This is a genomic window from Flavobacterium sp. J27, from assembly GCF_004303025.1.
Classification (GTDB): Bacteria; Bacteroidota; Bacteroidia; order Flavobacteriales; family Flavobacteriaceae; genus Flavobacterium.
Genome location: NZ_PJQW01000009.1, coordinates 59,148 through 84,545, shown reverse-complemented (window position 1 = coordinate 84,545; position 25,398 = coordinate 59,148). Strand labels below are relative to the sequence as shown.

Annotated in this window: 25 protein-coding genes; 19 read left to right on the top strand and 6 right to left on the bottom strand. The window is 29.9% G+C overall.

Annotation, left to right across the window (positions count from 1 at the left end):
- The first annotated feature begins 64 nt into the window (after nt 1-64).
- Nucleotides 65-2,638, top strand: coding sequence for a T9SS type A sorting domain-containing protein (locus CX675_RS13265; RefSeq protein ID WP_130735729.1), 2,574 nt, complete (start codon nt 65-67; stop codon nt 2,636-2,638).
- Between the two features lie 169 nt (nt 2,639-2,807).
- Here CX675_RS13265 and CX675_RS13260 read toward each other — a convergent pair whose 3' ends face one another.
- On the bottom strand, nt 2,808-4,358 hold the full coding sequence (locus CX675_RS13260) for a ribonuclease E/G (protein ID WP_240723639.1): 1,551 nt from the start codon (nt 4,356-4,358) through the stop codon (nt 2,808-2,810).
- A 320-nt stretch (nt 4,359-4,678) separates the two neighbouring features.
- Complete coding sequence (locus tag CX675_RS13255) at nt 4,679-5,017, bottom strand: HU family DNA-binding protein (protein WP_255509229.1); 339 nt, start codon at nt 5,015-5,017, stop codon at nt 4,679-4,681.
- A gap of 88 nt (nt 5,018-5,105) precedes the next feature.
- Between CX675_RS13255 and mutY the strand changes: the two genes are divergently transcribed.
- Genes mutY through gldD form a run of 4 tightly spaced genes read left to right on the top strand, consistent with a single transcriptional unit; the run spans nt 5,106 to nt 8,504 of the window.
- The gene (gene mutY, locus CX675_RS13250) at nt 5,106-6,134 is read left to right on the top strand and encodes an A/G-specific adenine glycosylase (protein ID WP_130735726.1); all 1,029 of its coding nucleotides are present in this window, start codon (nt 5,106-5,108) and stop codon (nt 6,132-6,134) included.
- Nucleotides 6,135-6,181: 47 nt separating this feature from the next.
- Nucleotides 6,182-6,631 carry a single-stranded DNA-binding protein gene (locus CX675_RS13245; RefSeq protein ID WP_130735725.1) on the top strand — a complete coding sequence of 150 codons (450 nt, stop codon included), beginning with the start codon at nt 6,182-6,184 and terminating at the stop codon, nt 6,629-6,631.
- A gap of 22 nt (nt 6,632-6,653) precedes the next feature.
- Complete coding sequence (locus CX675_RS13240; protein WP_130735724.1) at nt 6,654-7,946, top strand: gliding motility-associated protein GldE; 1,293 nt, start codon at nt 6,654-6,656, stop codon at nt 7,944-7,946.
- Between the two features lie 3 nt (nt 7,947-7,949).
- Entirely contained in the window at nt 7,950-8,504 is a 555-nt protein-coding gene (gene gldD / locus CX675_RS13235; RefSeq protein ID WP_130735723.1) for a gliding motility lipoprotein GldD, read from the top strand.
- A gap of 56 nt (nt 8,505-8,560) precedes the next feature.
- Here gldD and CX675_RS13230 read toward each other — a convergent pair whose 3' ends face one another.
- Entirely contained in the window at nt 8,561-9,055 is a 495-nt protein-coding gene (locus tag CX675_RS13230; protein ID WP_130735722.1) for a heavy-metal-associated domain-containing protein, read from the bottom strand.
- 103 nt (nt 9,056-9,158) lie between these two features.
- Here CX675_RS13230 and CX675_RS13225 point away from each other — a divergent pair, with 103 nt between their 5' ends.
- Nucleotides 9,159-10,034 carry a DMT family transporter gene (locus CX675_RS13225; RefSeq protein WP_130735721.1) on the top strand — a complete coding sequence of 292 codons (876 nt, stop codon included), beginning with the start codon at nt 9,159-9,161 and terminating at the stop codon, nt 10,032-10,034.
- A 54-nt stretch (nt 10,035-10,088) separates the two neighbouring features.
- Here CX675_RS13225 and CX675_RS13220 read toward each other — a convergent pair whose 3' ends face one another.
- Nucleotides 10,089-12,143 carry a pitrilysin family protein gene (locus CX675_RS13220; protein WP_130735720.1) on the bottom strand — a complete coding sequence of 685 codons (2,055 nt, stop codon included), beginning with the start codon at nt 12,141-12,143 and terminating at the stop codon, nt 10,089-10,091.
- 8 nt (nt 12,144-12,151) lie between these two features.
- Nucleotides 12,152-13,477, bottom strand: coding sequence for a pitrilysin family protein (locus CX675_RS13215; protein WP_130735719.1), 1,326 nt, complete (start codon nt 13,475-13,477; stop codon nt 12,152-12,154).
- Nucleotides 13,478-13,655: 178 nt separating this feature from the next.
- Between CX675_RS13215 and rplU the strand changes: the two genes are divergently transcribed.
- A complete protein-coding gene (gene rplU, locus CX675_RS13210) occupies nt 13,656-14,330 on the top strand; it encodes a 50S ribosomal protein L21 (RefSeq protein WP_130735718.1) in 675 nt (224 codons plus the stop codon).
- 32 nt (nt 14,331-14,362) lie between these two features.
- A complete protein-coding gene (rpmA, locus tag CX675_RS13205; RefSeq protein WP_130735717.1) occupies nt 14,363-14,623 on the top strand; it encodes a 50S ribosomal protein L27 in 261 nt (86 codons plus the stop codon).
- Between the two features lie 59 nt (nt 14,624-14,682).
- On the opposite strand, the gene CX675_RS13200 is transcribed toward rpmA, so the two are convergent.
- Nucleotides 14,683-15,219, bottom strand: a complete 537-nt coding sequence (locus tag CX675_RS13200) for a hypothetical protein (protein WP_130735716.1) — start codon at nt 15,217-15,219, stop codon at nt 14,683-14,685.
- Nucleotides 15,220-15,268: 49 nt separating this feature from the next.
- Here CX675_RS13200 and CX675_RS13195 point away from each other — a divergent pair, with 49 nt between their 5' ends.
- The 11 genes from CX675_RS13195 (at nt 15,269) to CX675_RS13160 (ending at nt 25,390) form a co-directional block, all read left to right on the top strand.
- A complete protein-coding gene (locus CX675_RS13195) occupies nt 15,269-16,060 on the top strand; it encodes a DNA/RNA non-specific endonuclease (RefSeq protein ID WP_130735715.1) in 792 nt (263 codons plus the stop codon).
- A 105-nt stretch (nt 16,061-16,165) separates the two neighbouring features.
- Complete coding sequence (locus CX675_RS19865) at nt 16,166-16,324, top strand: hypothetical protein (protein WP_165396048.1); 159 nt, start codon at nt 16,166-16,168, stop codon at nt 16,322-16,324.
- A gap of 81 nt (nt 16,325-16,405) precedes the next feature.
- Nucleotides 16,406-17,941, top strand: coding sequence for a vitamin K epoxide reductase family protein (locus tag CX675_RS13190; protein WP_130735714.1), 1,536 nt, complete (start codon nt 16,406-16,408; stop codon nt 17,939-17,941).
- Nucleotides 17,942-18,022: 81 nt separating this feature from the next.
- Nucleotides 18,023-18,211 carry a hypothetical protein gene (locus tag CX675_RS13185; RefSeq protein WP_130735713.1) on the top strand — a complete coding sequence of 63 codons (189 nt, stop codon included), beginning with the start codon at nt 18,023-18,025 and terminating at the stop codon, nt 18,209-18,211.
- A 17-nt stretch (nt 18,212-18,228) separates the two neighbouring features.
- Nucleotides 18,229-18,414 (top strand): hypothetical protein, encoded by a 186-nt coding sequence (locus CX675_RS13180; protein WP_130735712.1) that lies wholly within the window; start codon nt 18,229-18,231, stop codon nt 18,412-18,414.
- A gap of 33 nt (nt 18,415-18,447) precedes the next feature.
- Nucleotides 18,448-18,624 carry a hypothetical protein gene (locus CX675_RS19860; RefSeq protein ID WP_165396047.1) on the top strand — a complete coding sequence of 59 codons (177 nt, stop codon included), beginning with the start codon at nt 18,448-18,450 and terminating at the stop codon, nt 18,622-18,624.
- 131 nt (nt 18,625-18,755) lie between these two features.
- On the top strand, nt 18,756-20,957 hold the full coding sequence (locus CX675_RS13175) for a peptidase domain-containing ABC transporter (protein ID WP_130735711.1): 2,202 nt from the start codon (nt 18,756-18,758) through the stop codon (nt 20,955-20,957).
- A gap of 65 nt (nt 20,958-21,022) precedes the next feature.
- Entirely contained in the window at nt 21,023-22,360 is a 1,338-nt protein-coding gene (locus CX675_RS13170) for an HlyD family secretion protein (RefSeq protein ID WP_130735710.1), read from the top strand.
- Between the two features lie 285 nt (nt 22,361-22,645).
- The gene (locus tag CX675_RS19855) at nt 22,646-22,792 is read left to right on the top strand and encodes a hypothetical protein (protein WP_165396046.1); all 147 of its coding nucleotides are present in this window, start codon (nt 22,646-22,648) and stop codon (nt 22,790-22,792) included.
- Between the two features lie 160 nt (nt 22,793-22,952).
- Nucleotides 22,953-24,329: a TlpA disulfide reductase family protein gene (locus tag CX675_RS13165; RefSeq protein WP_130735709.1), complete on the top strand. Its 1,377-nt coding sequence runs from the start codon at nt 22,953-22,955 to the stop codon at nt 24,327-24,329.
- Nucleotides 24,330-24,430: 101 nt separating this feature from the next.
- A complete protein-coding gene (locus CX675_RS13160) occupies nt 24,431-25,390 on the top strand; it encodes a hypothetical protein (RefSeq protein ID WP_130735708.1) in 960 nt (319 codons plus the stop codon).
- Nucleotides 25,391-25,398 lie beyond the last annotated feature (8 nt).

Sequence of the window (25,398 nt, the reverse complement as noted above, 5' to 3'; positions counted from 1 at the left end):
AATCCTTTTAAAAAGATACAGCATAATCTAGAATTTTGTTCTTATAAACTATAAAAGATTTATTATGAGAACAATATTACTTTTTACAAGCTTCTTATTAACGAATTTTATGTGTGCACAATATCCAACCAGTGGATTGGTCGCGCAATACGAATTTGAAAATGGAAATGTTTTAGCTGATGGTGCTAATGGAACAGATTTTACTCAAACTGGCACAGCTTTATCAGAAATTAATGACCGTTTTGATGTTCCTCCTACTAGTGCTGTCAATTTAAATGGGGATTATTTAACACGCCCTGATATTAATTTTCCAGCTGTAGGAAGTTTAGGTGAATATATTACGTTGAGTTTTTGGCTTAAAACGACAACAAATGATAGCAATACTCGAATTATTTTAGATGATAGTAATAGACCTGATTTTTCAACTTCAACTTGGGCGGGTTATTATGTTTATTTACAAGATGGTAAAGTAGGCGCTACTTTAGGAGTACAGTATAGTGGAGCATTTTCATATAAAAGCGGGGGATTATTGGCTAGTAAGTTTGTAAGTGACGGGAACTGGCATCACGTTGCTATACTTTTATCTCGCTCCGACAATTTTTCTGGTTGTTGTACTTATACATTAATTAATAATTTAGCGATTTATATTGATGGAGTGAGTTATGGTAGTGGAGGTAATAGTCAATCTACGTCTAGTGGTAGCTTAAGTTTGTTGCAAACTCATGATACAACAGGTAATATTACTGTGGCAAATAATAGATATAATTCATTAATAAACACAAATAGATACTTAGATGTTATTGATGATATACTAATTTATAATCGTATACTTACGCCAACAGAGATTGCGAGTATTGCTAACTATAATGGTTTTTGTTTTGCGCCCCAATCTTCTGTTTTAACAGCTTCAGCTATTACTGAAACTACTGCGACAATAACTATTTCTAATGGAGGAACTTTTAATTTAGCGTATCATAAAACATCAGAACCTTTCGCAAATGCAATTATTATTAATGGAGTTACTTCTAGCTCTGTAAATCTAACTAATTTGGATGTTTTTACTGATTATGAAGTATATTTAAGTGAACAATGCACTAATAATACTACTGGTTGGTCTTTACCTATTACTTTTAAAACTGAAAGAGTGCTTGGATTTATTTATGTAAATGCCAATGCAACTGGAAATAATAATGGTATTTCTTGGACAAATGCATATACTAATCTAAATGATGCTTTAGCTGATGCTCAAAATGATGAAGAGATTTGGATTGCTGAAGGAATATATACTCCAGATGCCTCAGATAGAAATGCTACTTTTAGTATCATTGCGTCTAATTTAAAATTATATGGTGGTTTTGTAGGCAATGAAACACAGCTTTCCGATCGTGTTGTGGGCTCAAATGAAACGATTTTGTCAGGAGATTTATTAGGAAATGATGATGCTGCCATTTCTTTTGTTAATTCCACTCGATCAGATAATAGTTATACAGTGGTATCATTAATTGGAGAAAATCCGTTATTAGATGGATTAACAATTACTGCTGGACATGCTAATGCAACTTCTGGAGCAACTGAAACGAGATATGGTGGTGGAATTAATAAAAATGCAAGTATAAGAAATGTAACTTTAAACAATTGTAAATTGACTAAGAATATTGCTACTGAAGCTTCAGGTGCTATTGCAGGAGGTTATAATGTTTTTGGAGGAACGGGTAGTATGGTGATTAGTAATTGCGAGCTTTCTGAGAATCTATCAGCGATTGGTGCGGCTATTTATTCTGCTAATTTAAGCACAGCTGTAATAACCTATTCAATTTCTAATACGTTATTTAGTAAAAATAAAGCAACAAATACAAGTAGTGCTACTAATGGATACGCAGGAAGTTCTATGTGGTTACGTTCTTATGGTTCAGGTTCTAATATTGTGACTACTATTTCAAATTGTACATTTGTGGATAATGTAGATGATGGAGCTAATGCATCAATGAATAACCAGAACAGAGTAACATTGGCTTTAACTAAAAACACTAATTCAAACCATACAGCTACTCTTTCCAACTGTTTGTTTTGGAATAATAAAGCGATTTCTGGTGCAACAGCAAGGCCTATTGGCGGATTTATTGAAAGTGGCATTTCTACAGCAACAATACTTAATTCAACAGACGAAACCAATTTTACAGGAATTACCCTTTCAGGAACCTCTGCAAACAATAACAGTTTGGATCCATTGTTTACAGATTTAGCTGGTGGAGACTATACTTTAAGTTTGGGTTCACCTGCTATAGATTCTGGAGATAATGCAAGTGTAATTGGCACAACAGATTTATTAGGGAACCAAAGAGTTTTCAATGCAGTTGTGGATAGAGGAGTGTATGAGTTTGGTTCTTCAGTTTTGAGTTCGACATCTTTTCAAGAGTTTACTAATTTTCAAATTTACCCTAACCCAGCAACAAGTATTTTGCATGTTTCAAGTTCACAAAATATAAATGTATTAGAAGTATATACTTTGGAAGGAAAATTAGTATTACAAACAAAAGCAAATGAAGTGGATGTGACGTCACTACAAAATGGTTTATATCTTATTAAAGTAACGACTTTTGAAAATGAATTTGGAGTGAAAAAATTTGTAAAACAATAATGTTGTTTTTTATAGTTTTTTTAATGAAAGACCGCTATTGTAGAAAGTAGCGGTCTTTGTTTTTTATTTGTTAACCAATGATTTATAAGTGAAACAGTTACATGTGCCAAGTAGGATTAAAAATAGATATAAAAAAACCGCCCATCTAATTAGAGAGGCGGTTTTGTGTTTATTTAATTTGATTTCCTTGTTTATCAAAGAAATGGTATTCAAGATACGTGTAAGCGTCACGCGGTATAATTTTCACCCATTTTTTATGTTCAAAAAACCATTTTGAACGTATTGATGGAAAACCTTTTTCAAGGTATGCTGCCACAAAAGGATGTGTATTTAAAACGACCTTGTTATGGACTTTTATAATTCTTTCTAGGTCAGCCGTTATTTTGTCTATAATTAAAATTGGAGCTTCTATTTTCCCGTCTTCATTTGGGTCTTCTTCTCTCGTTTTAATATTAACTTCTGGTCTAACACGTTGTCTAGTAATTTGAATTAATCCAAATTTACTAGGAGGCAAGATTTTATGTTTGGCCTTGTCGTCACTCATTTCTTCTCTTAGAAAATCATATAATTGTTTTCTATTGTCTGCGTTTTGCATGTCAATAAAATCTACAACAATAATTCCTCCCATGTCTCGTAAACGCAATTGTCTAGCAATTTCTGCTGCGGCAATCATGTTTACTTCTAAAGCTGTATCTTCTTGGCTTAAAGCCTTGTTTGAACGATTGCCACTATTAACATCAATAACATGTAATGCTTCTGTGTGTTCAATAATTAGATACGCTCCTTTACTCATGGAAACCGTTTTCCCAAAGGAAGTTTTTATTTGTCTTTCAATATGATATTTCTCAAAAAGAGGAAGATCTTTAGATTGATAGTGTTTTACGATAGACACTTTGTCAGGAGCTATTTCTTGCAAATAGTCCTTCGTTTGAATAAATAATTCTTCATCATCGATATGAATACTGGTGAAAGTATCATTAAAGACATCTCTCAAAATAGAAGAAGCTTTATTTAATTCTCCTAGTACTTTTGAAGGATGATGAGCGGTTTGTAGCCTTTTGCACATGGCAGACCATCTGTCTAATAGCAGTTGAAGGTCTTTATCTAATTCGGCTACTTTTTTGCCTTCGGCTACTGTTCTCACAATAACCCCAAAACCTTTTGGTTTAATAGATTGAACTAATCTTTTTAGTCTGTCTTTTTCTTCTCTGGAGTCTATTTTTTGAGAAATAGAAACTCTGTCTGAAAAAGGAACTAAAACGACATATCTACCAGCTAAAGAAATCTCTGAACTAATTCTAGGTCCTTTAGTTGAAATAGGTTCTTTTACTACTTGTACTAAAACCGACTGATTGGCGCTGAGTATGTCAGTTATTACACCATCTTTGTCGATTTCAGCTTCAAAAGGAAAATTTTTGAGTGAATAATCTTTTAATTTACCTGCGCTTACAAGTTTAATAAATTTCATCAAAGAAGGTAGATTTGGGCCTAAATCATGATAGTGTAAGAAAGCGTCTTTTTCATAACCTAAATTTACAAAAGCTGCATTTAAACCAGCTACTGGTTTTCTTATTTTGGCAATAAAAATGTCACCAACACTAAAATTTGTTCCTTCTTCTTCCTCCTTGTGTAATTCAATTAGTTTTCCATCTTTTAATAAGGCAAAATCTACTGCTTCTGAACCCGATCTAATAATTAATTCTTTGTTCACGCTGTACATTTTTATCCATACTTGTTTAGTGAATAGTAAATAGTGAATGATAATTAGTGTAAAAAACACTAATTGCTTATTACTAGTTACTAATTACTTTTCTAGTACAGATGGATTAAACAATATTTTACAGGTATTTTACCCGATAATCAGTAATAAAACTGATTAATTTCAAAGAACTTTAAAAAAAAGAAAAGTAGTTTTAAACTACTTTTTCTTTTTGTGACGGTTAGCTCTCGCTCTCTTTTTACGTTTGTGAGTCGCTACCTTATGTCTTTTTCTCTTTTTACCACTTGGCATAACGTTGTTGGTTTAGATTAATAAATGATTTATACTGCTATTTCAGTTTTCGTTTTTACGCTCTCAACAAATACTTTAGCAGGTTTAAATGCTGGAATATTGTGAGCAGGAATTTTGATAGTCGTGTTTTTTGAAATGTTTCTTCCAGTTTTTTCCGCTCTTGTTTTGATGATGAAGCTTCCAAAACCTCTTAAATATACATTATCACCTGTTTCCAATGAGTTTTTTACTTCTTCCATAAAAGTCTCTACAGTTGCTTGAACATCAGATTTTTCAAGACCTAGTTTTTCAGAAATTTTAGCTACAATGTCTGCTTTCGTCATTTTCTTTCGTATTAATATTTTTATGTTCTTTTTTTGAGTTTGCAAATATATGAATTAAAAAAATAATAAATCAATCATAATTAATTAATTTTTAAGCCTTAATATTTTTATTTTTGTTTCCCAATAAATAAAAATGAATTTTTCTAAGACCTTAATTGCTTGGTATTTACAAAATAAACGAGAGTTGCCTTGGAGAGAAACCAACAATCCATATCATATTTGGCTCTCAGAAATCATACTTCAGCAAACGCGTGTTGCGCAAGGAAAGCCTTATTATGAAGCTTTTGTAACTGCTTTTCCTACAGTAAATGATTTAGCAGCTGCAACTGAAGAACACGTTTTGAAATTATGGCAAGGATTAGGATATTATTCTAGGGCAAGAAATTTACATGCTACAGCAAAAACAATTGTAAATGACTGGAATGGTTTTTTTCCTACTACATATAATCAATTACTTTCTTTAAAAGGTGTGGGCGAATATACTGCTGCTGCTATAGCTTCTTTTTCTTATAATGAAACTATTGCTGTTGTAGATGGTAATGTATTTAGAGTGCTGTCGAGAATTTTTGGAATAGAATTAGATATTGCATTAGGAAGGACTAAAAAAGAATTTCAAAAACTGGCACAAGAATTATTGCCTTTAGATGCTCCAGCTCTTTTTAATCAGGCTATGATGGAATTTGGTGCGTTGCAATGTGTTCCAAAAAGTCCAGATTGTTTGTCATGTGTTTTTAAGACTAATTGTTATGCATTTGAAAAGAATAAAATAGATGTATTACCTGTAAAGACTAAAAAATTAAAAGTAAAAGCACGTTATTTTAACTATTTAATTATAAAAGATAGTAATGAAAACATAGTGGTTTCAAAAAGAGAAGATAAAGGAATATGGTACAATTTATACGAGTTTACTTTATTAGAACATTCTCATAAGAAGAGTTTGCAAGAAGTTGTGGAAGAAATTCAGATTACTTATAATCCTACTACTTTGGTTTTAAAAAACGAAAAAACATTGGTGCATAAATTATCACATCAACATTTATATATTCATTTTTTTGAACTGCAATATAATAATGTAATTCAGGAAGCACTACCTGTTGATGATGTAATGCAACTACCTATGCCTATAGTGATTCATAATTTTATGGTTTCAAATTATTTATAAAACTTCAAAAAAAACACTATATTTGATTTATAAAATGAATATACGCCATGAATGGAACTTTAAACAAGGTGCTTTTAATAGGTCACTTAGGAGACGAAATAAAAATGCATTATTTTGATGGAGGAAACTGTATAGGAAGGTTTCCTTTAGCAACTAATGAGGTTTATATTAACAAAACGACTGGTGAGAAAATTACTTCAACAGAATGGCATAATATTGTAGTAAGAAATAAAGCGGCTGAGATTTGTGAAAAATACCTTTCAAAAGGAGATAAAATTTATATTGAAGGAAGAATTAAATCAAGACAATGGCAAGCTGAAGATGGAAGTACAAAATATACAACAGAAATTCAAGTTACTGAGTTTACGTTTTTAAATACCAAAAAAGAATCTGAGGCAACAAAACAAAATTTTAGACCAGATGTTTCTGAGTCGTCAAAAAACACTAATTTTGACGGCTTAAATGAGCATTCTCATAATGACGATTTACCGTTTTAATGTTTAATTAATATCTTATACTTTGGATCCAGATCCTTCCAGTTTTATAAATACTATAGATTTTGAGCTACTAATAGGGTTAATAGCTGTTTTCTTTCTGCTTATTTGTTCCGCATTTATTTCGGGTTCTGAAGTAGCCCTTTTTTCACTTTCTCAAAAAGATTTAGATGATTTAGTTGAAACCGATGGAAATAAAGGTCAAATTATTCTTCGTTTATTAGAAAAACCAAAAAAATTATTAGCTACTATTTTGGTTGCCAATAATTTTATCAATATTGCTGTTGTTATTCTTTTTTCTTCCATTAGTGAAAAAGTTTTTAATTCTATAAGCTCTAATTTACTTCGTTTTATTCTTGAAGTAGTTGTGGTAACTTTTTTGATTTTATTATTTGGAGAAGTATTGCCGAAAATTTATGCGAATAGAAATAATGTTAATTTTTCAAAGAAAGTGTATTTGCCAATTTCCATTTTAGACCGATTGCTTACGCCAATAACAATTCCAATGCGAAACATTATTTTGTATGTAGAGAAAAAATTTAGCGTACAAAAAACGAGTTTTTCGGTTGACCAATTGTCTCAGGCTTTAGAATTAACAAATCAGGCAGAAACAACACAAGAAGAGCAAAAAATTTTAGAAGGGATTGTTACTTTTGGAAATACAGAAGTGAAACAAGTGATGAGCCCAAGAATCGATATCTTTGCGCTTGATAAAGAAGAGTCTTTTTCAGATATTATGATTAAAATTGTTGAAAAAGGATATTCTAGAATTCCTATTTACAATGAAAACATAGATCAAATTGAAGGCGTGTTGTTTATCAAAGATTTAATTCCATATATAGATGAAAAAGATTTTGAATGGCAATCTTTAATTAGAGCTCCATTTTTTATACCAGAAAACAAGAAGCTTGACAATCTATTGAAAGAGTTTCAAGGAATGAAAAATCACTTAGCTATTGTGGTTGATGAATATGGAGGGACTTCTGGGTTAGTTTCTTTAGAAGATATTTTAGAAGAAATTGTAGGAGATATTAGTGATGAATTTGATGATGAAAATATTATATATTCTCAAATAGATGATAAAAATTTCCTTTTTGAAGGTAAGATAAGTCTTAAAGATTTCTATAGAATTATTGATATTAATGGACTTGAATTTGAAGAAAAAAAAGGTGAAGCAGAAACTTTAGCTGGTTTTTTACTTGAAATTTCTGGAAATTTTCCTAAGAAAAATCAAAAAATAACGTTTAATACGTATGTTTTTACTGTGGAAAGTGTTGATAAACGCAGGATAAAACAAATTAAAGTAACGATAGCATAAAAAATGAGGTATTTATTCTATGTTTTATTAATAGTATTCATGTTTGTTTCTTGTGGAGAAGAGACTATTCCAAAGCCTAAAGGACAATTAAGGTTGGAGTATCCTGAAGCAACTTATGGGCTTTTAAAAGGGAGTTGTCCTTTTTCATTTAGTGTGAATGATAAAGTTAAAGTAAAGGCGAAAGAGGTGTGTTCTTTTGAATTGCATTATCCTAAAATGAAAGCAACAGTTTACCTTACCTATAAGCCAGTAGTAGATAATAATATTGATGATTTATTAAAAGATGCACAAAAGCTAACCTATGATCATGTAATAAAGGCAGATGATATATTAGAGCAACCTTATATAAATAAACAAAAAAAAGTGTACGGTATGTTTTACGAGGTAGGAGGTAATGCGGCAACAAATGCTCAGTTTTATGTTACAGATAGTACTAAGAATTTTGTGGTTGGAAGTTTGTATTTTTATGCTAAACCGAATTACGATTCCATTCTTCCTGCTGCAGATTATGTTAAAAATGATATTCGAAAAATAATGGAAACCATTGTATGGGAATAAAACAAAAAAGAACGAATTTCATTCGTTCTTTTTTGTTTTAACTAAAAGTTTTATGGCTATAGAGTGCCAGTTTCTTTTTTCTCTCCACAAGATGATTTACCAGCACAGCAAGATTTTTTCTCTTCCTTTTTTTCAGAGCAACATCCTTCTTTTTTAGATTTTTTCTTTTTCTTCTTTTCTTTATCACTGTAAAAAGCTTTGTCTCTAGAAGATTTTACATTGGAAACCTTATAAAGGTCACCTCCGCCTACTTTTTCAACTGTTTCTGTTAAAGAAGCGGGTGTTTGTTTTTGATTATCAAAGGTAACTGTAGCTGTTTTGTTTTCAAAATCTACCTTTGCTTCACTCACACCATTTAGACCTGATAATTTGTTTTCAATAACCTTTGCACATCCTTCTGGACATGTCATTCCTTCAATTGTAAAAGAAGCAGTCGCGATATTTTCAGGAGCAATAGTTGTTGTTTCTGTTGTAGCAGTTTCTTCTTTTTTACAGCTAACAAAAGCAATTGTTGAGAACAATACCAGTGCTATTAATTTTATGTTTTTCATATCTTATTTAATAAAGTTATTCTGTTAATTAATACAAATTTATATAAAAAAATGATGGTTAAGTTAAAATAAAATATGAATTTTGAACTACAAAATATTTTTTATGGGAAATAATAATACAAAATGGTATTTGTTGGCGTTTTTAGGTTGCGTTTGGGGAAGTTCTTTCATACTAATGCAACTAGGCTTAAAAGGTGTAAATTCAGTACAAATGGGAAGCTTAAGGATTTTGTTTGCTGGTTTATTTCTAATCATTGTTGGTTTCAAAGAATTGTATAAAATTCCATTGCATAAATGGAAATATATTGCACTCACTTCTTTATGTGGTACTTTTTTTCCAGTGTATTTGTTTGCTTTGGCATTGTCTAAAATTGATGGGTCTGTAAGTTCGATCTTAAATTCTTTAACACCTCTAAATACGCTTATTGTGGGGCTTTTGTTTTTTGGAACAAGTGTGCAAAGAAGGCAGGTTTTTGGAGTAGTTATAGGGTTTATCGGATGTTTATTACTGGTGTTGTTTGGAGAAGGAAGTAATACTACGGAAAATTATTATTACGCCTTGTTGATTTTATTAGCGTCTTTGTTTTATGGAATCAATGTAAATTTGATTAAAAAATATTTATCAGACATAAAGCCTTTGGCAATTAGTACAGGTAACTTTGTTATTATTTTTATTCCAGCGCTATTCGTATTGTATTTCTCAGATTTCTTTGGTATTGTTGCTCAGGAAAAAGTAATTACTTCATTAGGTTATATTGCTGTTTTAGGTGTTGTTGGTACAGGTCTTTCAAATATTTTATTTTTTAGATTAATACAGTTGTCTTCTCCAGTTTTTGCTGCTTCAGTTACTTATATAATACCAGTTGTGGCTATTTTGTTAGGTTATTTATTTATGAATGAAAGTTTGAATTTTATTCAAGCATGCGGAGCATTTATAGTGCTTTTTGGGGTGTATTTGTCGAGTAGAAAAAATAATTGATTATAAAAAAAGCTCTCAATTAATTGAGAGCTTTTTAATTTTTAGAATATAAAATTATTCAAAATCTTTATCAGTAACACCTTCGTTGATCTTTACTTCTGAAGTGGTTAATTCGATTTCCATCCCTACATTTAAAATCGTTTTGTAAGGGAATTTAATTCCTTTTACATCTTTGTAATCTTGGAAATATGTTGTTTGTGTCATTTTTTGACCAGCTTGTTCCATTTCTCTTGCTTCAGCAACTTTTAAACCAGAATTTGCATTGTAATAATAAGTTGTTTTTCCTTTTTTGATTGCATACGCATCTTCTCCGTTTATGGCTTCCATTCCAGACAAAACAATTTCTTTATCGTTTAATAAATTTAATTCTTTAAAAGTTCCAGCAGCACTTTGCATTTCTTTTAAATCATCTCCAGTAATGTCTTTTCTTTGTCCTTGTTGCTCCATGTAGGCTCCTTTATCATTTACAACTTGTTTCATCATGGTCATTCCCATAGCCTTCATTTCTGTAGCCATTTTATGATTTGAAGTTTGCTTCACAACAAGTTCAAGAGGTGTTCCTTGAATAGTTCCAGTAGAAATTGTTACAATTGATTTAACATTTTGTAACGCTTTTTCGCCACCAATGGCATCAATGTGCTTTTTAATTACAGATTGAGCGGTAACACCAGCTGGTATTTCTTTTTTAACTACTGGTTTTTCTGCTTTATTACCAAATTTATCAAAGTAGAAGATAGGTAATTTTTGTTTTTTGCTCATAGCTTCTAATGAAGGTAATACTTCAGACGCTTTACCTACTATAACTACTCTTGAATTGTCTGCTAAAAAGTATTTTTGAGCGGCATTTCTAATGTCTTCAGCAGTTACTGCATTAATGTTTTTAATGTAGTTTTCGTAAAAATCATCTGGAAGACCTTGTGTTTCTTTGTTTAAAGCATAACGTGCTACTGTTGTAGGTTTTTCAATTTGCATGACAAAGTTTCCTACATATTTTGCTTTAGCATTACGTAACTCTTCATCAGAAACTAAATCTGTTCTAATCTTTTTTAATTCGTTAAATATTTCCACTACAGCACTATCTGTAACTGCATTTCTAACAGCAGCGCCAGAACGGAATTTGTTAATATATTTTCCAGAACCTAAACTAGAATAAGAACCATAAGTCCATCCATGTGCTTCGCGAAGGTTTAAAAATAACCTTCCTTCACCACCACCACCTAAGATTTGGTTGGCTAAAATAGCAGCAAAGTAATCTTTGTCGGTCATTTTTAATTTAGAAAGATTTACCACCGCAATTTCTGATTGAACGGCATTTGGTACATCAATAAAGTTGATTTGACTGTATTGTACATCTACTGGTTCAGAATAAGTTAAAGAAGGAGCTGTTGCTTTTTTCCATTTGCCAAATAAACGCTCTACTTCTTTTTTGGTTTCTTTTATATTAACATCTCCTACAATTACTAAGTAAGCGTTTCCAGGAACAAAGTATGTGTTGTAGTTTAGTTTTACGTCGTCAAGAGTAATGTTTTTTAATGTTTCTTCAGTAACATATTCCCCGTTATAGTGGTTTTTACCATAAGTTAAAGCACTTTCTACTCTTCTAGCGATAGAAGTTACGCTTTTTTCATCCGCTTTTAAACCTTCTATTGTTTTGGCAACTTCTTTGTCAAATTCTTCTTGTACAAAAATTGGATTTAAACTTCCGTCAGCCATTAATTCTAATAATCTTTTCGAATATCTTGAAAGACCATTAGCTGAAGCGCCTTCACTCCAGAAATTAATATTAGCGCCTAAGAAATCAATTTCTTCATTAAATGCATCTTTTGAGGTAGTTGTAGTACCATTTCCAATCATTGCACTTAAAATACTTGACACTCCTTTTTTGTTTCCTTCAGCATAAGGTGTGTTGTCTAATGTTAAAGTGTAGGAAACTCTAGGTAATTTATGATTTTCAACGATTAACACTTTTAAACCATTTTTTAAAGTAAAACTTTCTGGTTTTTTAATATTAATGGTAGGTGCTGGTCCTGGTTTTGGTTGTGGTCTGTCTTGAGCTTGCATAGTAATTGTTAAAAACAAACTTGCTGCAATATATACTATTTTTTTCATCTTCAATTTTAGTTTTGAGTTTTATCTTTAGCTGGAATATAATCTAAAATCATTCGTTGATTTGGATTTAAATATTTTTTAGCTACTTCTCTAATTTCCTCTCTAGTAATCGAACGATAAATGTCAATTTCGGTATTAATTAAATTGATATCTCCATATAATAAATAATATGTTGCCAAGTTATTTGCGATTCCTTCTACACTTGAATTACTATTTACATATTGATTTTCAAATTTGTTTTGTAATTTTTCGTAGTCTTTTTCAGAAATTAAATCGGTTTGAACTTTTACAATTTCTTCATCAATTTCTTTAATTAAATCATCAGAAGTTTTGCCTTGCATTGGAATTCCGTAAATTAAATACATTCCGTAATCTTCTTGGCTATTGTTAAAAGCTCCAGCTTGTAAAGCCATTTTTTTATCGTCTACTAATTTCTTGTATAATTTTGAACTTTTTCCATCAGATAAGTAAGATGATATCATGTCTAATACTCTAGCATCACGCGTTTTCATTGAAGGTGTTCTGTAAGTAGCTAATACCATTGGTAACTGAACATTAGGGTCTTCCCAAGTTGTTCTGAATTCTTTGGTAATAGGTGCCTCAGTGTACGTTTTGCGCTCAACTGCGGGTCCTTTTTTAATTGGTCCAAAATATTCTTTAATCCATTTTTTAGCATTTTCTTTATCAAATTGACCTGCAACAACAAGAACAGCATTATTAGGAATGTAGAATTTTTTATTAAATGCTTGGAATTCTTCTAAAGTAGCCGCATCTAAATGTTCCATCTCACCAATAGTTGTCCAACGGTATGGGTGTACTTTGAACATATTCTCTTTTACAGCTTTGAATATGTTTCCGTAAGGCTGATTGTCTACACGTAAACGTTTCTCTTCTTTAACGACTTCGTTTTGTGTATCGACACCAATTTGATTGATTACCGGATGCATTAATCTTTCCGATTCCATCCAAATGGCAAGTTCTAAATTGTTTGAAGGAAAAACTTCATAATAATACGTTCTGTCGTCTGTAGTATTTGCATTATTGTTACCACCATTGGCAGTTACTAATTTAAACCACTCTCCGCGTTCGATATTTTTAGTTCCTTCAAATAATAAATGTTCGAAAAAATGAGCAAAACCAGTACGGTTTGGTTGTTCATCTTTTGCTCCTACATGGTACATCACTGATGTAATAACCACGGGAGCGGAATTATCTTGATGAAGAACAACGTGAAGTCCGTTGTCTAGATCATATTCATCAAATGTTACTTTTTGGGCGTAAGTTGACCCGCCTATAAGAAGTGCAGTACTCAAAGCCATTAAAGATTTTTTCATATGTTAATATTTGAGTTATTTTTTTCTATTTGTCTGTTTTCTTTGTAATATGTTACACTATGTTTATAAAAAAATCTACTAATTGTGTTTAATTGTAAAAAAATAATAGTACTTGTTGCTTGAATAATAAATTGTTGTATATTTGCACACTTGAAAAATTAACTAAATTCATATTCGTATGTATGCAATCGTAGAGATAGCAGGGCAACAATTTAAAGTAAGCAAAGACCAAAAGGTTTATGTACACCGTTTAGGAGAAGAAGAAGGAAACAAAGTTTCTTTTGATAAAGTTCTTTTATTAGACGATAATGGTACTGTAACTCTAGGCGCCCCAGCTATAGATGGAGCTTCTGTAGAGGCAAAAATCTTAAAACACCTTAAAGGTGATAAAGTAATCGTTTTCAAAAAGAAAAGAAGAAAAGGATTCAAAAAGAAAAACGGTCACAGACAATCATTAACTCAAATTATTATTGAGGGAATTGTTGCTTCTGGAAGTAAAAAAGCAGCACCTAAAAAAGAAACGGCTCCAAAAGCAGAGAAAACAGCAGATGCTCCAGTAGCAGAAAAAGCAGCTCCAAAAGCAAAAGCTTCTAAAAAAGGTGATGATTTAAAGAAAATTGAAGGTATAGGACCTAAGGCTGCTGAGGCTTTAGTTGCAGCTGGAATTGATACTTTTGCTAAATTAGCAAAAGCAAGCGCAGATTCTGTAAAAGAAATCCTAGATGCTTCAACTTCAAAACTCTCTCATTTAGATCCTACAACATGGGGTCAACAAGCGCAATTAGCTGCTGATGAGAAGTGGGATGAATTACAAAAATTACAAGACGAATTAAACGGAGGTAAAGCTGTTTAATTCTATTATTAACAAATAAAACTTAAAACGTCATGGCTCACAAGAAAGGTGTCGGTAGTTCTAAGAATGGTAGAGAATCAGAATCGAAACGTTTAGGCGTTAAGATTTATGGTGGACAAGCTGCAATTGCTGGTAACATCATTGTTAGACAAAGAGGTTCTAAACACAATCCAGGTGAAAATGTTTACATGGGTAAAGATCATACTTTACACGCTAAAGTTGACGGTGTTGTACAATTTCAAAAGAAAAAAGATAATAAATCATATGTTTCAATTGTTTCTTTTGAAGCATAATAATTTAATCTTATTACAATAAAAAAACCAGCTAATTAGCTGGTTTTTTTATTTTTAAATTAATCTAATTTAGATAATTTTTTTTCTGCTTTTTCAAGATTAGATTGTAATTTGCGGAGGTTTTCTTCTTTCTTTACAATCTTTTCTTTTCTTTTTAATTCATCATTTGGGCTTAATTTGCCTTTCATTTGGTCTTTTTCAAATTTCAATCTTTCTTTTTCAATCTCTTTTTTTTGACTTGATATTTTATCTTTAATTTTAGCAACATCTTTTTTTGCTTCTTTTCTTTTTTCTTTTGCTTTCTCTGCTTCTTTCTCTTTTTTTTCTCTTTTCTTCTCTGCTTTTTTTCTGTCTTTTTCTGCTTTTTCTCTCTCTTTCTCGACTTTTTCCTTTTCTTTTTCTGCTTTTATTCTGTCTTTTTCTGCTTTTTCTTCTGCTTTCAATCGATTTTTTTCTGCTTTAAGTTGAGCTTTTTCTAATTCTATTTCTTTTTCTGTCTTTACTTTTGTTGTGGAAATCGAATCCTTAATTTGTTGAGACATTGCGAATTGCATTCCAAATAAAAATAGTAGTAATAGTAATGATTTGGTTTTCATATCTTTTTATTTAATTTTATATAAGCAAAGATAATTAAAAGCGTATAAAATGAGTAAAAGCAGTTTTTCAATCTTAATTATAGTATTAGGAACTCTAATGTCATGTAGAGAGATTTTGTCTGAAAAAACATTGCCAGAAATTATAGCTGTCGATGTTCAAGATAAATTTTCTGGATTTAATTACCTGCCTACAAATACTACAGGAGCTGTTTATAAGAAAGAAACCTATACTTTGTCATACTCCGAGGATTATGAACAGGCGGAGTGGGTTGCTTATGTTTTAAAAACCTCTGACATAAAGGATAATGATTATAAAAGGCCATATTTTCAGATTGATGATGCTATTTTGACAGGAGCGGCTGATTGGCGAAATTATAAGAAATCAGGTTATAATAAAGGGCACTTATGTCCAGCTGGAGATAGGAGAGCTTCTTTTGAAGATTTTAAAGAAACTTTTTTAACGTCTAATATTGCACCGCAGAAATATAATTTTAATGCTGGAATTTGGAATAGATTAGAACAAAAAGTGAGATATTGGGCAAAAAAACAGGATAGTATATATGTAATAACTGGAGGAGTCTTATCGGGAAATTTAAAAAAAATTGGTTATGAAAATGTTGCAGTACCGGATTATTTTTACAAAGTGCTGTTGTCTAAAGATAAAAAGAAAATGATAGGTTTTTTAGTGCCTCATGAAGATTCTAATAAGCCTTTGTATAGTTTTATTGTACCAGTTGATAGTATTGAAAAAATCACTAAGATTGATTTTTTTCCTTCTCTGGATGATGCTCTAGAAAACAAATTGGAGGCAAGTAAAGAATATAATAATTGGGATTTTTGAATTTAACATTTTAGGTAGATTTATTGTAAAGAGATGTAATTTTTATTTAGTAGTATTGTAAGTATTGACTCATTAATTAAGATGACTCATTTAATACTATTATTTATGAAAAAATCGATTTTAAATTTGAAAGGAGTTACTGTTTTGTCAAAAAAAGAGCAAAAAGTAATTAAAGGACAATTAAAAGATTGCATTGACCCTACTACAAATCAATGTAAATATTATAGTTTAGCTTGCGCAGAGCCATGTAGAATATCTCTATAAAATACACTAACAAAATGACACGTTAAAGGATAGATTGTATTAATTTTCTAAGCATACTATCCTTTTTTTAATTTATTATTTATGATTTCGATAGTACAAAAATTTCTGCAAATAAACCATTATAAGGAAGAGCGTTCTGATTTTGAGAATCTTTTTTTATCTCACCCTAATTATCCTAGCTTGTATGCAGTTACTGATTCGTTAGATTTATTACAAGTTGAAAATGTGGCGGCTCAAGTACCTAAAGAGCAGTTTGAAGCACTTCCTGATAGTTTTTTAGCGGTTGTTTCAGATGAGATTGTTTTGGTTCTCAAAAAAGATTCTGAAGTTATTATTGAGAAAGAAAAGGGAGTAAAACAAAAACTATCTATCGATTCTTTCTTATTACAATGGAATGGCATTGTTGTAGCAATTGAACCAAATGATACTGCAAAGACTATACAAACTGGAGCCATAAAAAATAACAAATATGTTTTATTAGGAATATTATTTCTTATACTATTTTTATTTCAGCTTCCAATTGTAAATCCTTTCTACCTGTTGTATTTTGCAGTTAGTGCAGTAGGTTTGTTTTTAGGAATAGCTGTTATAGATGAGAAACTAAATAAAACAGAAGGGGTTCTTTCCAAAATATGTTCCTTTAGCGAACATACCTCTTGCGATTCGGTGATTAAATCGGATAGTTCAAAATTAACATCTTGGTTAGATTTTTCAGATTTGCCACTTCTTTTTTTTGGAACTAGTTTAGTGTTATTTCAATTGTCACCTGCATCCTTTGGGATATTAAATTTTATGAGCTTGCTTTCTTTGCCTGTTGTTGGGTATTCCATTTGGCTACAAAAAGTAAAGTTAAGAAAATGGTGTGTTTTGTGCTTAGGGATTGGTTTGTTATTGGTTTTACAATCGTCTTTGTTTGTTTTTTACACTAGAGATTTCAATTTTGATTATAAAGTGTTTTTTCAAGCAGTCGTATTAGTGTTTCCTATTTGGTTTTTTATTAAGCCTATTGTATTGAAAAAGGCTTCCTTAGAGCAAGAAAATGTAAAGTTATTAAAGTTTAAGCGTAATTTTTCTATTTTTTCTTCCTTGGAACAACCTATAATGGATCCAATTATTTATAATAGTTTAGAGAAGATAGTATTAGGAGATACCACTGCATTGGTAACCATAGATTTAATTTTAAGTCCGAGTTGTGGTCATTGTCATACTGCCTTTGCTGAAGGAATAAAGTTATTAGAACAATATCCTAATAAGCTGAAGCTGCATGTTTTTTTTAATTTGAATGTTGATAATCAAGAAAATCCTTATGGTATTGTTGCAAAGACCTTATTTCATATTAATAAGCATCAGCCAGAACAAGTTTTAGAAGCATTACAGGATTGGCATATTCTGAGAATGACTTTAAAAGAATGGAAAGAAAAGTGGGTTAAAACAGAAATTGATCCAACTGTTGAGAGTGATTTGCGGGCACAGTACCAATGGTGCATGAGTAATGAATATAATTATACACCAGTAAAATTAGTAAATTCTCAATTATATCCACAAGAATACGACTTATCTGAATTGAAATATTTTCTTTCCGAGTTAGAAGAAAAACAAGAAGCTATTTTAGCTTAACAAAATATTGTTGCAACGATAGTCAAATGCTATAGTTGACTTAAAAAAAGGATAGCATTAACAAATTATAATATATAAATTATGAAAACATCAATTTTAAATTTGGCAGGTGTTCGAACTTTGTCAAAAATGGAACAAAAGAAAGTTAATGGCGGAACATGTGAAAACATGTATTTTATTCATAACACAACTCAATATCAGTGTGAGAATGAAGAGTTTGGAGTTTGGTTAGGAGGTAGTACTAATACCTGTAGAGTTGGATCTTGTTAATTATAAAAACAGTTTATATGAAAAAATCAATTTTAAATTTACCTAATGCTCAAAAATTATCAAAGAATGAGCTAAAAATGGTAGCAGGAGGTTCTGGAAGAGGAGAACTTTGTTCAGAAGAAGGTCAAAACGGACAAATAGTGGTTTGTTATGCACCTTATAGGTGTACATTACATCCTAGCGGGTACTCTTATTGTTCTTAATTTAGTAACATTTTAAATATAAATAAATATATCATGAAAAAAACAATTTTAAATTTAGAAGGCGCACAAATTTTATCTAAAAACGAACAAAAAATGGTTGTAGGAGCTAAAGTAGAACCTATTGAAGCATCGTTTCCTTGTTACTGTAATAATGTGTTTAAAAAATATTGTAGTACCGTAGAATGCTGTACTTCGGCTTGTGGATTATAATAAAAATTTAGTAGTAGAGGGAATTTTTCCTCTACTGCTTTTTTTATCATTTTTTTGAACTATAAATCCAGAATAAAGTTTTTTTTCAGCACTTCTTTTAATTATTTTTGGAAAAAAATCTAAACAAACACTTGAGAAAATTTCCGTATTATATACAAACTGAAAGTAAAGATTGTGGTCCTACCTGTTTAAAAATTATTGCGAAATATAATGGAAAGGTACTCAATACACAAATGCTTCGCGAATTATCTGAAACAACCAGAGAAGGAAGTAATTTACTAACTTTAAGTGATGCTGCAGAAAATATAGGTTTTCGATCACTAGGAATAAAAATTTCATTAGAAAAATTAGCAGAGGCTCCATTGCCATGTATTCTACATTGGAACAAAAACCATTATGTAGTACTTTACAAAATTAAAAAAAACAAATACTATATTTCAGATCCAGCGATTGGTCTTATAGCCTATGACAAGCAGGAGTTTTTAAAATTTTGGATAGGTAATAATGCAGACGAAAAAACCGAGGAAGGTATTGCTCTTTTACTCGAACCTACACCTAAATTTTATGAGTCTGAGTTTGACTTAGACAAAGACGAAGAAGGTAAGACTAAATTTGGGTTTAATTTGCTCTCTAAATATATTTTTAGGTATAAAGCTTTTGTTATTCAATTAGCTATTGGCTTATTAGCAGGGAGTTTACTTCAGTTAATTTTTCCTTTTCTTACCCAGAATGTAGTAGATGTTGGTATTCAAAATCAAAATATCCATTTTATTTATTTGGTCTTATTAGCCCAATTGTTTTTGTTTTTTGGAAAAACAGCATTAGAATTAATTAGAAGCTGGATTTTATTGCACTTATCCACACGAATTAATATTGCCTTAATTTCAGATTTCTTTATCAAATTAATGAATTTACCTATTTCCTATTTTGATGTAAAAATGACTGGAGATATCATGCAACGCATTAATGACCACCGTAGAATTGAAAGAATTTTAACTACATCTTCCTTAAATGTTTTGTTTTCTATGGTTAATATGGTGTTGATGGGAGGTGTTTTAGCCTATTATAATCTTGGGATTTTTGCCGTGTTTTTTGTAGGAAGTCTTTTGTATTTCTTATGGGTAATTTTGTTCTTAAAAAGAAGAGAAAAACTGGATTATAAGCGATTTTCTGAAGTATCTCAAGAGCAAAGCAAAGTGATTGAATTAATTAATGGAATGCAAGAAATTAAACTTCACAATGCGGAGAAACAAAAAAGATGGGGCTGGGAATATATTCAAGCAAGATTATTCCGAGTTTCTATGAAAAGTTTAGTATTAGAACAAACACAAGGTATTGGTTCTAATTTTATAAACGAACTTAAAAACATTATCATTATTTTTCTATCGGCTTTAGCTGTAATAAATGACGGACTCTCTATAGGTGAAATGATGGCAATTACAAGTATTGTAGGTAGTTTAAATGGTCCAATTGTTCAATTGATAAATTTTATTAGAGAATTGCAAGATGCTAAAATTTCTTTAGCCAGATTGTCAGAAATTCATGAAATGAAAGATGAAGTTGAAGATGAGCACGAAAAAACAAAGGAAATTCCAGAAAGTGACATTGTAATTAAAGATTTGTCTTTTAGATATACTGGTTCAGATGTTCCAGTTTTAAATAATTTAAATTTAGTAATACCTACTAAAAAAGTAACTGCTATTGTAGGAACAAGTGGAAGTGGGAAAACTACTTTAATGAAATTATTGTTGAAGTTTTATGAACCTCAAGAAGGAGATGTTATAATTAATAAAACTTCATTGAAGAATATTTCTCAAAAAGCATGGAGAAATCATATTGGATCTGTAATGCAAGAAGGTTATATTTTTAGTGATACTATTGCTAACAATATCGCTGTAGGTGTTGATGTAATTGATAAAGAAAGGTTGCAATATGCTGCAAATGTTGCTAACATAAAAGAGTTTATAGACGATTATCCTCTGCGTTATAACACTAAAATAGGTTCAGAAGGTATTGGTATGAGTACAGGGCAAAAACAAAGGTTGCTTATAGCTAGAGCGGTTTATAAAAATCCGGAAATGCTATTCTTTGATGAGGCTACGAGTGCTTTAGATGCTAATAATGAAAAAGAAATTATGGAAAAACTAGATGTTTTTTTTAAAGATAAAACGGTTCTTGTTATAGCGCATCGTTTAAGTACTGTAATGAATGCCGATAAAATAGTGGTTTTAGAAAAAGGGAAAATAATCGAAACGGGAACACATGATGAATTAGTTGCATTGCAGGGGAGCTATTTTAAATTAGTGAAAAATCAATTGCAGTTAGGCAGTTAGAAATGCCAAATATCACTATAAAAGAAAAGTATCTATTACATTTATAAAAGATTTTTTAAGATATAATGCCAAACGAAATACATAATAACACCGATACAGCTACAGATGATTTAGAGTTAAGAAGTGAACAAGTTCAAGAAATTCTAACTAAAGTACCTCATTGGATGATCCGATGGGGAAATTTAGTAATTTTACTATTACTATTACTACTATTACTGTTTTCATATTTTATTAAATATCCTGATATTAATGCTACCCAAATAACAATTACTACTGCTATACCTCCCGAAAAATTAATTGCAAGAACTTCTGGTAGAATAGAAGCGATGTTAGTAAGCGATAATAGTATTGTTACAAAAAATACCCCTTTAGCAGTAATAGAAAATACTGCAAATTATAATGATGTTTTTATACTTAAAAATATTATAGATACCATACAAATTAATAGAACACCATTTCCTTTTGAAAAATTAAAATTTTCTCAATTAGGAGACATAGAAAGTGCGTATGCTCTTTTTCAGAAAGAGTATAGTGCTAATGATTTACAGAAGTTGCTAAAACCCTATCAGGTTGAGTCAAGAGCGCAAGGATTTGAAGCAAGTCAGCTAAAAGAACGTTTACAATTGTTAGAATCTCAAAAAAGCATTAATCAAACAGAATTAGAATTAGAGAAGAGTCAATTAGACCGACAAGAATTATTATATAAAAAAGGAGTTATTGCTGCTCAAGAATTTGAGAAGTCTAAAATTACTTATTTGCAATCTCAAAAGAATTATAAAAATCTATTATCTTCTATTTCCCAATTAAAATCCTCTTTGAATGATTTAAATAAAAACAGTAAAAGTACATCAATAAATGCAACCAAAGATGCGATAAACTTAGAACGGAATGTTTTACAATCTTTTTTTCAATTAAAAAAGGCAATAAAGGATTGGGAATTAAATTATGTTTTACGAACTTCAATGAATGGTAAAGTTTCCTTTTTGCAATTATGGTCTCAAAATCAATCTGTAACAGCTGGTGATTTAGTTTTTTCAGTAGTACCTATAAATGAAAAAGTGTATATTGGAAAAGTAAAAGCATTGGCACAAAATTCTGGTAAAATAAAGAAAGGGCAAACGGTTAATATCAGATTGGCCAATTTTCCAGATAGAGAATATGGTGTTGTAAAAGGTGTGGTTTCAAATATTTCTGCCACTCCTGATAAAGAAGGCAATTTGTTAATTGATGTGTCCTTGCCAAATGGTTTGGATACTTCTTATGAAAAGAAGATTATCTTTCAACAAGAAATGATAGGAACTGCAGATATAGTTACCGAAGATTTACGTTTAATAGAACGTTTTTTATATCAGTTTAGGGATATTTTTGGTAGAAGTAATGAAAAAAAGAAAGAACAAAAATAACTGATTTTTATTGTCGTTAAATTTAACAACTTAAACTATACTTTGTTGATACTAAAGTAAGTATGTTTTTCGTTGTAGATATATAATAATACATTTAATTTTCAAGATATTTTTGCAAAAGTAGCCAGAAACTCAACTGACTTTAATAGTTTGAGTAATTTCAATTTATTTAATTTACAAGTATGAAAAAATCAATTTTAAGTTTACAAGGAGTTACCGTATTAAGTAAGAAACAGATGAAAAAACCTTAACGGTAGTTTAGCTGAAGGTGGAACTTGTGCTGCTTTGGTTACTGCATCTAATGGACAACAAGTTTTAAGTTATGATATTGATAAAGCAACTGTTAATGATATAATTACTAATGGTACAAATGCTGGATATAGAGTGCAATGGTGTTGTGCTAGCTGTTCTACTGCATCTTGGCTTAATTAATACTAATTATTAATAACGAAAAGCTATCTTACTATAATTGTGAGATAGCTTTTATCTTTTTCAAATTTCAAATGTTTATTTCAAATAGAATGAAAAATATAGCTTTTTTTTAATAGTCTTTTTAATCTTATCTTCTTTTTCTTGCAAGAAAAATGTACAGATGGGAAATACTACAGAAACTAAAAATGATTCGATTATCACATTAATTTTTAAACAAAGAACTTTTAAAAAAGATACTTTAGTAAGCGCTATAGGTTCAAAATCTTTAAAAACAAATACGCTCTATTATACTGTAAAAGACGAGTTTGTTGAAAGAGAATTACCAAAACGTAATCTTAATAAGACTGATACCCTTAAAATTAGTACAAAAAAAGATGTAATCATATTTCATGGGTATCATTTTTATCATCATTCTTATTACATTTTTAAACCAGGAGATATAGTCGTTTTTGATTATAAGAATGATGCTCCTTATTGTTCAATAATAAATCGAAATGAAAAATCAGATATTAATTATTTTGTTGATTATAATATAAAATCAGAAATTATCGAAGATGAAAATATTTTTTTTCTAAATAATAAACGATTTTTAACAGATATTGAAAAGAAAGATTTCAGATTGAAAAATATAGAAGTTTTAAAAAAATATAGTAAAGACTTAAAAGATATTTATAATCAGAAAAAAATTTCCAAAGAGTATTTTGATATTTATAATGAAGATTATAATTATATATTAAAAAAAATTGAAGAAAATGAAAATTCGGATAATTCTATTTTATTACAAGATATTAACTTGAGTTTACCTTTTAATAGATTATTGGTTATAGAGCATTTTAATAAAATATTCCCTCCTGTTCTTATTAAAGAAAAATTTGGATCACACTTTGATGATAAGAAGCAATTCGATAATGTTTTGATGAGTAAAGAGATTTCAGAAAAGAACAAAGCCTTTTTATTATATCATTATTTTAATGATTTACTTCAATATTCTAATGTTTCAGATATTAATGAGTATTTTGAAAAATTAAAAAAAAGCTCTTTAGGTGAGAATTTAATAGAGGAACTCGAAGGTAAGTATTTGATCAATCTTGCTGAATTAAAGAAAAATACTGATGAGGTTATTTTAATAAATCCCAAAAAAATAAAAAGTAAATTAGAAACATTTATAAATGAAAACAAAGGTAAAGTCATCTATGTTGATTTTTGGGCAAGTTGGTGCGCGCCATGTAGGGAATTAATGCCTTCATCTCATCAGCTTCAGCAATATTACAAGAATAAAAATGTCAAATTCTTATATTTAAGTATTGATAGAAACTTTGACGCGTGGCAAAAAGCTATGCAGAATGAAGAATTACCGTATAAAGACAGTTATTTGTGTGTAAACTATCCTGAAGCAAATTTTTATAGAGATTTACAGTTAAAATCAATTCCAAGATATTTAATTTATAATAAAAAAGGTGAGCTAATTAATAGTAATGCTCCAAGTCCAGATAGTAAAGAAATTAGAATTGAATTAAATAAATATTTATCAGAATAGTTTTTTACTAGGCATTCCTTTTTTTTACATCTAATTTTGCAAAAATAGATTGTAGAATTAACAAGCAAATTTTGAAAGCCACTTTATATCTTAAATAAAAAATGAACATAAAGTTTTTATTTGTATTATTAGTTAATATGGTCTATTCTCAATCTAAACAAATTGTAATATGTGATTCAGAACATAATAGTCCAATTGCAAATGTCTCTATAGATTTTATGAATGGTTACGGAGTTTATTCCAATGAAGATGGATTTGTAGATTATAATGTTTTACCTGATCGATTTATAGTTTCTCATTTGAGTTACAAAGACTCAATTCTAAACAAAAGTGAAATAAAAGATTCTATTTTATTGAAATCTAAGAATCTTATTTTAAAAGAAGTTTTTCTTACAAAAAGAGAGAGTAGTTTAAAATTAAAACAAAAAAGTAAAATAGCAAAAAACCATGGCGATTTTACTAAAACTATTTTTCCGTCTGTGGGCTTGGAATTTTGTTTTTTTATTGACAATGATGGGCATAATAATTCATTTTTGAAGTTGGTTACTATTCCAATTATCAATAAAAGTTTTGAATTTAAGGATGGAAAGCAAAAATTAGTTCCAAAGCATTTTAAAGATTTAATTGCAATAAATGTTTATTCTTCAAAAGATTATAAACCTTATGAGTGTTTACCAGAATTTTCATTTACAAAAGTAATTGATTCAGACCATAATGATACTGATTTTACAATTGAATTAAATGAAATTTCCATTCCATCCGAAGGGTTATTTGTAAGTGTTAAATTTATGGGAAATGTAGATGATGAGGATAGATTAATTGTTGAGTTGCCTTACAAAAAAAATCAATATAAAGACGAAATAAGAAAAATTTCAAAAAACTTAATGCCTTTAATTCCTTTAATAGAAATGGATAATGCTAGGTGTTTTTTAAGATATGAATTTTCTGAATCAAATAATTGGCTACCTATTTCGGAATATAACTTTAAAATTAAAAATCAAAGTTTAGATCAAAAGAGTTTAGGTATAGATATAGGTTATAAAATAATTTATAATAATTAAAAAACCTA